We start from the raw sequence: 13020 nt of genomic DNA, 5'->3' as shown, positions 1-13020 counted from the left end.
GTTCATTCGCTAGGTGGCTGGAATGGCCGTAGCCGGTCCTGGCGATTCATTTGTTTTTTCAGGCTTCGAATTGTTTCGGTGTAAAAGACTGAACACGACTGGGACGAAAAGGAGAGTGGCGACAGTGGCCACGATGAGACCGCCGATGACCCCGCGACCAAGCGGCGCATTTTGTTCGCCGCCGTCGCCGAGACCCAGCGCCATTGGCAACATTCCGATGATCATCGCGAGAGCGGTCATCAACACGGGACGCAAACGCGTCGTGCCTGCTTCCCACGCGGCGTGCAGCGGATCCTTTCCTTCAGCGAGCTGCTGGCGCGCAAAGGTTACAATGAGGACGGAATTCGCGGTAGCGACCCCCAGGCACATGATCGCTCCCATCATTGCGGGAACGCTCAGGGTTGTTCCGGTAACGTAGAGGCCCCAGATGACTCCGGCAAGAGCGCCGGTCAGCGCTGTCAAAATGATGAAAGGATCAAGCCAGCTCTGGAAATTCACGACGAGCAGCAGGTAAATGAGCGCGATCGCGGCAATCAGACCGATGCTCAACCCGATGAAACTGGTGTTCATCGTCAAGGCCTGGCCGCGCAACACGATTGAAGTGCCGCGTGGCAAAGTCTTTTGCACTTCGGCTATGATCGGCTTGATATCGCTCACCACGCCGCCGAGATCGCGATTAGCGACTGCGCCGAAGATATCGACCACCGGCAGAATGTTGTAGTGCGAGTAGATCGGCTGGCTGTTCGTCCGGGTGAAGGAAGCCAGGTTCGTTAACAACTGCCCGTTCGCCGCGCCCGGTTGCGACGCGCTCACCGGCAATGATTGCAGGGCGTCGAGTGAGTCCACCCGGTACTCCGGCACGCGCACATTGACCAGATATTGGACGCCGGTGGTCGGATCGACCCAGTAACTCGGCGCGGTTTGACCGCTGCCGCTCAAGCTCAACAACACCGAGCCCGCCACGTCTCTCTCCGTCAGTCCCACGCCCGCTGCTTTGACCCGGTCGACCGTAAATTGGAGTCGTTGCAAGTGGGCAGGCTGTTGCACTCGAATATCAACTGCGCCGGTAACGCTGCGAAGCTTTTGGGAGAGCATGGCCGCGACCTTGTGATTAGTCGCGAGGTCGCGGCCTAGAACCTGAATGTCGAACGGCGCCGGTAATCCGAAATTAATGGTTTGGGTTACGATATCGGCCGGCAGGAAATAAAATTCGGCGCCCGGGAATTTCTGGTGCAGATCGAGCCGCAATTGCCGCACGTAATCCGCCGTTGGTTTGTGATCTGGCTGCAGCGCGACAATAACGTCAGCATCGGCCGATCCAGCGATGCCACTGTTGTTATAACTCAAATTAATCCCGGAGGTGGGAAGGCCAATGTTGTCGACGATTCCCTTGAGTTCCTTCGTCGGGACTCGTTGTTTGATGACGGTTTCTACCTGATCGACGAGGTTGGCTGTTTCTTCCACACGCGTTCCGGCCAGCGCGCGGACATGCAGTTGGAACGCTCCCGCGTCGACCGTCGGAAAGAAGTCCTGTCCGAGAAAGGGCACAAGGATCCATGAGCCCGCACAAACTCCGAGAAAGACCGCGGCGAAAACCACCCGGCGCGTCAGGATCGCACCTAGCAGGTTGTGATATCCTTCTCGGAAGCGATTGAAGCCGCGTTCGAAAAGTTGTTGGAGAGCGATAAACGGTCTGAGCCAGAAGGCGCTCGGTTGGTCTTCTTTCTTACCTGCCGCGCCGGCGGTGGTCCCAACCGTAGGAGGATGGTGGTTTCGCTCGAACCACATGATCAAGGTCGGCACCAGGGTCCGCGACAAAATGTAGGAAGCAAAGACGGCGAACATCACCGCCTCAGCCAGGGGAACAAAGAGGAAACGCGCCACTCCCGAAAGGAGAAACATCGGCACGAACACGATGCAGATGCACAACGACGAGACGAACGCCGGCAGCGCGATCTCGCCCGCGCCCTTGAGAATCGCGTCCTCGAGTTTTTCCCCCAGACTCATGTGACGCTCGACATTCTCGATCGTCACGGTGGCGTCATCGACCAGGATGCCGACAGCGAGAGCAAGGCCGCCGAGCGTCATCAGGTTAATCGTTTCTCCGATCAGGCTAAGAACGGCGATCGATGCTAGCACGGAAAGCGGAATCGATATTGCAATAATGATCGTGCTGCGCCAGGAACCGAGAAACAGCAGGATCATTAGCGCGGTCAAAGCGGCGGCGATGATTCCTTCCCGCGCCACCCCGCTGATCGCCGCCCGGACAAAGAGCGATTGATCGGCGAATTCTTTTACCTGCACTGCGTTCGAAACCGTTTTTAGGACATTAGCCATGGCCTGTTTCGCTCCGGAGACGACGCTCAGAGTGGAAGCGGTGCCGCTCTTGAAGACACTCAACAGGGTGCTGCGAACACCATCCTGCCGGACTATGTTTTGTTGTGGATCGTAACCGTCACGGACCTGGGCGACGTCACCGATTCGAATCTGCGTGCCGTCGGCCACTTTGATCGGCAGCTCGTTCAGGCTGTCGATTTTCCCCGGAAAGGTATTGATATCGATCGGATATTGGAGGGCGCCAAACTTGGTCGTGCCGCTGGGGAAAACCAGAGCCTGTAAATTGATCGCGTTGGTGACATCGGTCTGCGTCAGGTTCTTCTCCTGCAGCTTTCTCGGGTCGAGATCGACCGAGACAAGACGTTGCTTGCCACCGAAAGGAAAAGGAATCGTGATGCCAGGAACGCTAACCAAGCCGACGCGAATCTGGTTGAGCGAAATGTCCTGAATCTGTTGCTCAGACAGCGTGTTGCTGCCGATGCCATATTGCAAAACCGGAACCGTGGCCGCGTCGTACTGGATGACGAGCGGCGGCGTCGAACCCGGCGGAAGCTGTCTCAGGATCGTTTGTGAGACGGCGGTGACCTGGGCGACGGCGGTCGAGATGGTGACGCCCGGTTGAAAATAGAGCTTGATGATGCCGATCCCGTCGTATGAGGTCGATTCGATATGCTCGATGTTATTGACCGTGGTAGTCAGCGCGCGTTCCTGCGTATAAACAATGCGCTGCTCGATTTCGCGCGCGCTTAGCCCGGTGTAATTCCAGATGATACTGACGACCGGGATGTTGATCGCCGGAAAAATGTCAGTCGGCGTCCGGACAAGAACGAACGGTGTGATGAGGAGCAGAAGCAGTGCTCCTACTACAAACGTGTAAGGACGACTGAGAGCTAGCCGAATGATCCACATGGCGCCAGCAAGGTTGAGCTACCGATCCTCGAACGGCGGCCAGTCGTGAATAACGTCGACGGGGACTCTGGCGCTAACGGCCACTGCGAAGACCGCGCCAAGCGCTATGCGCCTAAGTAATGCTTGTTTCATGCACTAACTTCAACTCCCGCGCGGGGGATGCCGACTACGCGACCGACAGATTTTGAACTGATCCCGATGAGCTATTGCACTCTGCCTCTTTGGAGGCAGGGCCTATCAAGCCGCCGCAAGAAGCCGCGAATTGGGGAGCAAAACGCCATCACTGAGAATTCGAGCCCGCAGGCCGCCATGACCTTTGAGAAAATCCTCTGCTCCTGGTGCGATCGCCCGATCCATCCAGTAACAAGGGCGGCATTCGCTCGTCCCCTCAAAGCGCACCCCCTGGATCTCGAATTCACGGCCGATCAGCGTGTTCAAGTCCACCCCCCGTGTGATCACATTCCGGCGGAGCGAAGATGGCGGGCAGTTGGGAACGCTCAGAGCGCGGCAGAGCGCCTCGAAGACTTCGAAAGCGAAAAAGGTGATCTGGCCTTTGTAATTCTCCTTGTAATCAAAGAAGCGATCGCCGCGAATGCCATGACTGGCGACACATTCGATGCTCGAGACTTCGATTGCCAGATGCCCATCAGGCTCACGCCCATGATGGCCGAAGAAATTATGGCCGGAAGAGATATAGAGCTGACAAATCTCAATCGTCATACATTTGATCCATGGCCGCTAGCCTCGCATTGCGCAAAATCGCATCGACAGCTTCGCCTGTGTCCGGAGATGGCTTGATCGAAATGACAAGGCTTTTGCTGGTGGGCGTGTTGCTGCGGTCGGCGGTACTATTGATGGGGACGAGGACGTTGGCCTCGGGAAAATAAGTCGCGGTGCAGCCGCGCGCGATCTGATTCGGCGCGACCATAAAATGACGCGCCACCCGTTCCTCACCGTTGAAATGGCTCGTTAGGTCAACCAGTTGACCCTGCTGCAAACCGGCCGCCTTTACGTCCTCCTCGTTCATGAAGACGACCCGCCGGCCGTTGTAGACGCCGCGATAGCGATCGTCCAGGCCGTAGATGGTGGTGTTGAACTGGTCGTGGCTGCGCACCGTCATCATGAGATACTGTCCGGGTGCCGTCTCAAGAGGCTTCAGCTCCGAAACGATGAATTGGGCCTTGCCAGCCGGCGTGTCGAACTGGCGTTTGTCGCGCGCGTTATTGGGCAGGTAGAAGATATCCTTGCGTATCCTGGCGTTGAAATCCTCAAAGCCGGGGATGACATGATCGATGTGATCGCGAATGCGATCGTAGTTCCCAACCAGGCCTTTCCAATCAATCGTGCTCCGGCTTTCGAGGGTTGCTTGCGCAAGGCGACCAACGATCGCGGGCTCGCTCATCAGGTAATCGCTCGCCGGTTCGGCGTGGCCGCGCGAAGCACTGATGACCCCCATTGAATCCTCGACCGTTACGAACTGGTCGCCCGCTTCCTGGCAATCAATCTCCGATCGTCCGAGGCATGGAAGGATGAGGGCGATCTCGCCCGTGATGAGATGGGACCGGTTCAGCTTCGTCGAGACGTGCGCCGTCACGCGGCATTTCTGCAGAGCCTTGGCGGTGTATTCCGTGTCGGGACTTGCGGCGAGAAAGTTGCCGCCCATTCCAAGGAAGAAGCGAATTCTGCCCTCGTGCATCTGCTTGATCGTCTCTACGGTGTCGGTGCCGTGTGCCCGCGGCGGCACGAACTGGAACTCAGTGCCGAGCTTGTCCATGAAGCTGTCGTTCATCCGCTCCCAGATGCCCATGGTGCGATCGCCTTGCACATTCGAATGTCCGCGAACCGGGCAGGGTCCCGCGCCCGGCCGGCCGATGTGTCCGCCCAGCAGATGGAAGTTCACGATCTCCTGAATGGTCGCAACCGCGTTCTTGTGCTGAGTCAATCCCATCGCCCAACAGGTGATAATGGATTTGGATTGCATCGCGATGTTCGCCGCATGGCGAATCTGCTCCTGGGTCAAGCCGCTCGCTTCCGTAATGACGTCCCAGGGCGTCGCGCGGAGATGGGCGACGAACCGTTCAAGGCCGACCGTGTATTGCCGGATGAACTCGCGGTCGAAGATTGAGCCCGGGCTCCGGTCCTCTTCCTCCAGCATCACCTTCATCATCCCGCGCATCACCGCCATGTCCCCATTCAACCGCACCGGCAACCAGAGATCGCTTATCGGCACGCCTTTGTTGAACAGCATCCTGGCCGCGAATGTCAGCGGGTTGCGGTACTCCTGCGGATTCGGATTCACCACCTCCATCAATCCCGGTTCCGGCATCGGATTGATCGCGATGATCTTCGCACCGTTCTTTTTTGCCCGCTCCAGATGGGTCATCATCCGCGGGTGGTTCGTGCCCGGGTTTTGGCCGAGGATGATAATGAGATCCGTCTCCTCAAAGTCGTGAAGAGTTACGCAACCTTTACCCACGCCGATGCTTTCGTTAAGAGCCGCGCCGCTTGACTCATGGCACATGTTCGAGCAATCCGGCAGGTTGTTGGTCCCGAATTGTCGCGCGAAGAGTTGGTAAAGAAACGCCGCTTCATTACTCGTTCGCCCACTCGTGTAGAAGGCTGCCGCATTTGGTGTCGGCAATGCGTTTAGCTCCCGCGCCATGAGCTCAAAGGCCTGATCCCAGTCGATCGCCTCATAGTTCGTCGCGCCGGTGCGCTTTACCATCGGGTGGACCAGCCGGCCCTGAAGCTCGAGCCAGTTGTCGCTTTGCTTTTGCAGGTCGGCGAGCGAATGCTCGCGAAAGAACTGGGGCGTAATTTTCTTCTTGGTCGCTTCACTCGTTAGGGCTTTGACTCCGTTCTCGCAAAACTCAAAGATATGCCGGTGATCGTCCGGACTCGGCCAGGCGCAGCTCTGGCAATCAAAACCGTTCTTCTTGTTGACCTTTAGCCAATCTGTCAGGCCGCGCGTAAAGCCGGTCTCGCGCATGGTGAAACGCAGGCTTTCGACCAGGGCCAACATTCCTGCCGCGACGCGATGCGGCTCGCGCAACTTCACACGGCCACGCTCCTCGGGCGGTTCCGCTCCCGCGGTTGGATTCCTATTTGCCATGTGTGCATCCTGGTGTGGCGGTGTAGTAGGCGTGCCGGCTCCGATATGAGTGGGCCGCTGGTGAACCGTATCATCCTCGCAATTAGGGTGATTTGCCTCGCCTGAGGCAGGCCGTGCCGGGTCGTTGTTCGCGTCGATCATAAGATCGAGAAAGGCATCCGCCCGGAGATTACTCGCCTTGCCTCCGCGAATCGAGGCTTAGATACCCAGCAAGCTGCAGCCATTCGTTTCATTTTGTCGATTTATCAGGCTGCCATCGGCAGTGGGAAATCAGCCGGCGCTTCGCTTTTCTCCAGGGCACTCCGCATCTTCAGCAGGGCCGCCTTTTCTAATTGCCGCACTCGCTCCCGTGTAACTCCGAGGGTGACACCGACATCCTCGAGCGTTTGGCGTTTTTCGCCCCCGAGTCCGAAGCGCTGACGAACGATCTTCCGCTCGCGTTCATTCAAAACTTTGAGCAAGCCGCCCAGTTTTCCCTGGAGATCCTGGTCGCGCAGGGTTTCAAAGGGCGTTCGCGCCGTTTCGTCAGCGATGCTTTCGCCGAACTCGGTTACGTCGTCGTCGCTAATTCGCGCATCGAGCGAGGCCGGAGGCACCGAAACAGTGTTCAGCTTGGCAACCTTGTCAGGATCAATCCCGATCTCTTCGCTGAGCTCTTCATCGGTGGGCTCGCGACCGAGCACCTGGGTCATCTGCAAAGTGATCTGATGCATCTTCGTTAACTTATCCCGGTGATGCACGGGAAGGCGGATCAAACGGCTTTGATCGTCCAACGCGCGTTTGATCGCTTGCCTGATCCACCAAACGGCATAGCTGCTCAGCTTCGCGCCTTTCGACGGATCGAAGCGTTCCACCGCTTTCACCAATCCGATGTTGCCTTCAGAAATCAGATCGGCGAGTGGCAGACCGAAGTTCGTGTAGCTGCGCGCAATCGTAACCACCAGGCGCAGGTTTGAGGTGATCATTCGGTCCCGAGCGCCGTGATTGCCCGCTTTGATTTTCCCCGCCAGCTCGATTTCCTGCTTCGGGGTCAACAAGGGAAGGTGCCCGATCTCGCGGAGATATTTGTCGATTGCTTCCCGGTTATTGTGCAGAGTCATGTGGCCTTTCCTTTAGTGTCTTGTCGAACGACCTAAAATTAAGGCGGCCGGCTTCCGTCCGGCCACTGAACGATGGGAGGATTTTCCCCTACCCCCGACGAACTGCGGCCGATTGCCTCTTTGGAGAGAGGCTGGTGGGATGGCTGACAAAGCTGAAGGTGAGTGCCCTTGCGGACACCCACCTCCATTCCCCCAACCCCTTGCAATTCGTTGTTAGCTGGCTCCCGCCGGCACTCGGAGTGATCGAAGCGTCGCGGTCGTGATGCTGCCGGTTTTAGGCAAGCCTTGTCTCCCTTGATAACGGGCAAGCGCGCCCCGCGTCTGTGGACCGTAAACCCCGTCGATGGCGCCACGATAGTAACCGAGCCTCGTCAATTCCGATTGGACTGCGCTCACAGTCGCATCGCTATAGTTGGCATCGCTATAGTTGTCGGATGGGTAATCGTAGTAATCGTACGGGTAGTCGTCGTACGCATAGTAATCGTACGGCCACAGATCCAGGTCCCACCAGAAGCCATCGATGAAGCGGAACCGGTGGCCGCCAAAGCGGTGATCATGGCGTCGATCCCAGTCACGGTGCCAATTGGCACCCTGACGACCGACGAACCGGTTTGAGTTCATCACCCGTGGGCCGGAAAATCCAGGACGCGCGAATCGGGCTCCGTTGGAACGAAATCCTCCTCGGTTGCCACTGAAGCGAGCGCCGCCACCGAAGTGACCGCCACCACCGAAGTGACCGCCACCGCCACCACCGCCGCCCCCCCGAGCCCATGTCATGGGACTGAGCGCCATCGCGACAACGGCGATTATCAGACTGATTAGTAATTTTATTTTCATACCTAAAGGTCGGTCCCGCGGACGCCGGCAACCACTGCGCGGCAGCGAGATTTTATTGTGCTACCGAAGATGGAGACACGGCTCCCTCTTCGGAGGAACTGCGTTTGTCGCACCTGGTTCCTCCGGTTCGATGACTTTACTGTCCTCAATCACCGCGAGGTCTTCCTCGCTCAACACCAAGTCGCTGGCCCCAACATTTCGCTCGACTTGGCTCGCGCTTCGCGCTCCAACGATCGCGCCAGTCACGGCGGGATTACGAAGAACCCAGGCGATGGCGACTTGTCCCGGAGACCGCCCATGGCGTTCCCCGATTTTCCGTAGCCCTTCAGCAAGACCGAGATTTTGCGAAAGCTTCGGTTCATAAAACTCCAGATCGCGGCTGCGCCAATCGCTGGCAGGAAGTGCAGCCACTCGGGCGCGGGTCATCGCACCGGTTAGTAATCCGGAAGCCATCGGCGAATAGGCGAGCACCCCAATTTTATTCGTTCGGCAGTAGGGAAAAATCTCACCTTCAACCTCGCGTCGAATCAGGGAGTAGGGAGCTTGCAACGACGCCACGCGAGAAATGGTGTCAGCTCGACGAATCTCGTTGACGCCAAAATTGGAGACCCCAATCCATCGGACCTTCCCCTGCTTTTGCAGCTGCACCATTGCGCTCCAGCCTTCCTCCAGGTCCTCGGTCGGCCAATGGATTTGGTAGAGGTCGATTACGTCTACCTTCAGTCGGCGCAAGCTATCCTCACATTCGCGGCGAATCGATTCAGCTTTCAAGCTGCGATGGACATAACCCTGGTCGTCCCAGCGGAGGCCGCATTTCGTGAAAATATACGGCTTGGTTCCCCGCCAGGTCTTTAGGGCAAACGCGATGACTTCCTCTGAATGTCCCATTCCATAAATGGCGGCCGTGTCGATCCAGTTTACTCCCAGCTCTAGAGCGCGGTGAATAGCGGCCACGGACTGTTTGTCGTCCTGCTCGCCCCAGCCAAATTCCCAACCATCCCCGCCGATGGCCCAGGCTCCAAAACCCACTGGAGTGATGAACAGGTCGGTGGCGCCTAACTGCTTGGTTGGCGGCTCGGATTGTCTTATGTTCGTCTCCATATCGAGATAACCCGGAGTCTTAATTCGGTAACGCAGTTAACGGGAGAGAATCGGGTTGCAGCGAAAACTGCGCAATCGCCACGATCGCGCTGATCATAACCACCGCATACAAGATCGTCTCGAGGTAGCCGCGCTTCTTCTCATTGCAACCAACCAGCATTGAATACGTCGACTCCTTTGCCGATGTCTGTTGTTTATTTGTTTTCATAAATTCTCCGCTTCTGTCAGGCAGCATCTAAGTGCTGCTTTGGCCTTGTCAGCTCCGCGATTGCCCCGGTGAGCACGCTGGAATGTCCTGGCCGGTTAAGACAAGCCGTCGCGCCGTTCGCATACGCGATCGCAGTTACATGTTCCGCGTTGTCTGAAGTCGTCACCAGAATGGGCAGATTCTCAAAGCAACTGTGGACAGCGCTGAGGAGTATCATTCCACGGCACGCACCATCAAAGTCCATCAGGGCGAAGGCGAGATCGCGGCCGCGTTTACGAATGATTTGGAACGCCTCCGCGACGGTCCGTGCAGGCAGAATGATGGTTTCGGTTTCAGCCAACGCCTCACTCACAAGGCAGGCGAACCCGCCGTCGCGCGTATAAAGCAGGACAACCTTCGGCTTCATCTTCAGTTCGAATCGGTTTTCCCTGGCACTTTAAGCGATTGCAGGGTTTCGGGCGAAAGGCTACCAGTGACTTCGAGATTCTGATCGGTCTGGTAACGAGCAACGGCATCCCGCGTGGTAGGCCCAAACAAGCCATCGACCGGTCCATTATAGTAACCCAATTGCGTTAGTTGCGTCTGAACGCTGGAGACCGTCACATCAGGCTGGGGTGGAGCGTGATCATCCGTTGGAACATTGTCCACGCTACCAACGGCGTAATCCGGGGGAGCGTTCTCCAAGCCATCTACGGCGTAGTCGTAAGGATAGTAGTCGTAGGCGTCATATGGATAGTAGTCCCACGGAAACACCCCGGCATCGAGTCCGCCCCAGGATCCGTTAACAAACACGAAGAAACGCCCGCGACCTCGATCAAAGTGTGGACGCCTGCGGTCCCAGTCATTATGCCAGTTGCTATCGTGGCGCTCGGAAATATGGCCTGTGAAAGTTCGTGCTCCGTTCTGTCTGGCGGTTGCCTGCTGTTGCGGCTGCGAGCCGGACGGTCCTTGGCGTGGTTGGACGCCCGGCACGTTCGAGGGCGTAATCGGGCGCGATCGGGGCGCATTACTGCTAAAATTGCGCTGCTGCTGGCGCGCGATATTTGGGACGATGGGCCGGTTTCCCATCACTCCCCCGATGCCAGGCCGATGAAAACCTCCCAATGTTTGGGGCCGAATTCGAGGCGCAGCCGCAAAGTTACGGCCCGGCGCGCTAAATCGCGGTGCGCCGCCTCCGAATCCACGCCCGCGTCCTCCGAAGTTCTGGCCTCTCCCTCGGAAGCCGCCGTCACCAGCCGCCCAAAGTGCCGGCGCCAGCGCGAACAACGCGGCACCAGCTACCAGGCTAGTAATTGTCCTTGCATTCATGAAACGAAATTCCGTTCGCAGAGCAGGTGTTGCCAACGCGCTTCAGCAGGATTTTGCCTTCCCTCTTTTGGATGATCTCAGTGAAAGAAAAGCAACCACGACAAGACGGTGATTAGCACGCAGATCGAGATCAGGAGGGATGCGAATTGCCAGGTGGACAGCGAAGCGAGCGAACCAGGAGCAGCTTCCTGATCGAGCTCCGGAGGGAAAAGGTAGGCCAGCGTCTCTGGATGGTTGTCGAAAATGATGACCCGTCGAGCGCGACTTGTTTTCGAAGCTCTTACAATCGCGAACAGCTTGCGCACTTTGCTGTAAGGGGTGCGCATGGCGAGGCGGCGAATGCTTTGATTATCCGCCTTCACAGCTCGAACCCAGTTCGGAGGTGACGCCAGACCCTGTGAATCTTGGAGAGGTCGCGTTTTCATATCACAAGTTTGCGATTGCCCTCAGCGTTCGCGACTGCGCACGCGAAGGGTTCTGAACTCTTTCTGGAGGACGACTTGTCACCCCCTCGTTCGAGGGAAGGCCTTTGCGCTATCCGAAAAGCGCCGGCAGTTTCAAAAGCGTGGTCCAGACACCCCAAACGAGCGGGATCCCGACTACCAACCAGGAGATGAAAAGGTGGAGAGCGTTACCAGGCGACTCGGCCTCTTTATCCATGGGATAAACTGATTTGATCCAGGGTTGCATGATTCTTCTCCTGAAAATGAAACCGCTCGTCGACCGGGCGAACCGAAAGATTGCAGATCAATCCAATGACGAGCAATCCCGCCATTAGGTACATGGTCGGAGCATAAAGTTGGGCTCCGCTTGCGCCTTGCCTCTGCAAATATTCACGAATGTAATTCACCAGCACCGGTCCCAGGACTCCTGCGACAGACCAGGCCGTCAGCAAGCGGCCATGAATCGCTCCGACCTGCATCGTCCCGAACAAGTCTCTCAAGTATGCTGGCGCGGTCGCAAATCCGCCACCGTACATACTGACGATGACGGCGCATATCGCGACGAACAAAATGATATTGCCGCTGTAACCTGCGAAATGGATCAGCCCGTAAAGGAGCGCTCCTAACAATAGGTAGATGGCGTAAACGACTTTCCGCCCGGTGTAATCACTCAAGGACGACCAGACAAATCGACCACCCATATTAAACAGGCTGAGTAATGCGACGAATCCGCCCGCCGCCGCAGCGGTAACATTGCCGAACATTTCCTGAATCATGGGCGAAGCCTGCTCGAGAATGCCGATGCCAGCGGTGACGTTGAAGCAAAGCACAACCCAGAGCAGCCAGAACTGCGGAGTGCGCCAGGCCTGATCGAGCGCGACATTCGCGGACGTAACCAGACCTTGCGAATGGTCGGGCGCATGATATCCGGCCGGCTTCCAATCTTTCGCCGGAACGCGCACGATGAACGACCCAAACATCATGTAGCAAAAATAAATCAGGCCTAGCGCGCCGAATGCCTGCGCGACACCCGTGGTTGTCGCCGACTTGAAGTGATCCATGAGTAACAGACTCAGATTAGATCCGATAAAGGCGCCGCCGCCAAACCCCATGATAGCCATGCCGGTTGCCATGCCGGGACGATCGGGAAACCATTTCACCAGAGTTGAGACCGGCGATATGTAGCCGAGTCCCAACCCGCAACCGCCAAGCACGCCATAGCCAAGGTAGACGATCCAAAGTTGATGTAACCAGACCCCAACTGCGGCAGCTATTAACCCACCTCCGAAACAGAGTGCCGCGGCAGCCATTGTCTTTCGTGGACCGACACGCTCGACCCAACGACCAAACACCGCGGCGGAAAGACCGAGGAAACATATCGCGAGACTAAAAATCCACGCCAGTTGCGGCTGCGTCCAGTCGCCCGGGGCGGAATTAGTGACGCCCAGGATTTTCGTGAGCGGTAGTTTGAAGACGCTAAACGCATAGACTTGCCCGATGGAAAGATGCACGGCTAGTGCGGCTGGAGGAACCAGCCACCGGTTAAAGCCGGGATCGGCGACGGTTCGCTCTCGATCAAAAAACCTGGCGTTAGGTGCCACCGACGGCAGTGGCTCGCGGAACGCAATGGAATGACCGGATATTGAATTACTCGCGTCCATGACA

The 13020-nt window shown here is 57.3% G+C and carries 12 protein-coding genes; all 12 read right to left on the bottom strand.

Features of this window, described 5'->3' with window-relative positions; all coding sequences use genetic code 11:
• Nucleotides 1–9: 9 nt before the first annotated feature.
• Nucleotides 10–3246 (bottom strand): efflux RND transporter permease subunit, encoded by a 3237-nt coding sequence (locus VJU77_05105; protein HKP02726.1) that lies wholly within the window; start codon nt 3244–3246, stop codon nt 10–12.
• A gap of 237 nt (nt 3247–3483) precedes the next feature.
• Nucleotides 3484–3966, bottom strand: a complete 483-nt coding sequence (locus VJU77_05100) for an MOSC domain-containing protein (GenBank protein HKP02725.1) — start codon at nt 3964–3966, stop codon at nt 3484–3486.
• Nucleotides 3956–6358 carry an FdhF/YdeP family oxidoreductase gene (locus VJU77_05095; GenBank protein ID HKP02724.1) on the bottom strand — a complete coding sequence of 801 codons (2403 nt, stop codon included), beginning with the start codon at nt 6356–6358 and terminating at the stop codon, nt 3956–3958. The genes VJU77_05100 and VJU77_05095 overlap by 11 nt, the downstream gene beginning before the upstream one ends.
• Before the next feature lie 245 nt (nt 6359–6603).
• The gene (locus VJU77_05090; protein ID HKP02723.1) at nt 6604–7458 is read right to left on the bottom strand and encodes an RNA polymerase sigma factor RpoD/SigA; all 855 of its coding nucleotides are present in this window, start codon (nt 7456–7458) and stop codon (nt 6604–6606) included.
• A gap of 213 nt (nt 7459–7671) precedes the next feature.
• On the bottom strand, nt 7672–8079 hold the full coding sequence (locus VJU77_05085) for a peptidoglycan-binding protein (protein ID HKP02722.1): 408 nt from the start codon (nt 8077–8079) through the stop codon (nt 7672–7674).
• Between the two features lie 276 nt (nt 8080–8355).
• A complete protein-coding gene (locus VJU77_05080) occupies nt 8356–9396 on the bottom strand; it encodes an aldo/keto reductase (GenBank protein ID HKP02721.1) in 1041 nt (346 codons plus the stop codon).
• Between the two features lie 19 nt (nt 9397–9415).
• Complete coding sequence (locus VJU77_05075) at nt 9416–9604, bottom strand: hypothetical protein (GenBank protein ID HKP02720.1); 189 nt, start codon at nt 9602–9604, stop codon at nt 9416–9418.
• 16 nt (nt 9605–9620) lie between these two features.
• On the bottom strand, nt 9621–10010 hold the full coding sequence (locus VJU77_05070) for a hypothetical protein (GenBank protein HKP02719.1): 390 nt from the start codon (nt 10008–10010) through the stop codon (nt 9621–9623).
• A gap of 2 nt (nt 10011–10012) precedes the next feature.
• Entirely contained in the window at nt 10013–10396 is a 384-nt protein-coding gene (locus VJU77_05065; protein HKP02718.1) for a peptidoglycan-binding domain-containing protein, read from the bottom strand.
• A 593-nt stretch (nt 10397–10989) separates the two neighbouring features.
• Entirely contained in the window at nt 10990–11337 is a 348-nt protein-coding gene (locus VJU77_05060) for a hypothetical protein (protein ID HKP02717.1), read from the bottom strand.
• 109 nt (nt 11338–11446) lie between these two features.
• Nucleotides 11447–11572: a hypothetical protein gene (locus tag VJU77_05055; GenBank protein ID HKP02716.1), complete on the bottom strand. Its 126-nt coding sequence runs from the start codon at nt 11570–11572 to the stop codon at nt 11447–11449.
• Nucleotides 11565–13016: an OFA family MFS transporter gene (locus tag VJU77_05050; GenBank protein HKP02715.1), complete on the bottom strand. Its 1452-nt coding sequence runs from the start codon at nt 13014–13016 to the stop codon at nt 11565–11567. The genes VJU77_05055 and VJU77_05050 overlap by 8 nt, the downstream gene beginning before the upstream one ends.
• Nucleotides 13017–13020: the final 4 nt, after the last annotated feature.

Source organism: Chthoniobacterales bacterium, from assembly GCA_035274845.1.
GTDB lineage: Bacteria > Verrucomicrobiota > Verrucomicrobiia > Chthoniobacterales > UBA10450 > AV80.
This window is presented reverse-complemented; position numbering and strand designations above follow the sequence as displayed.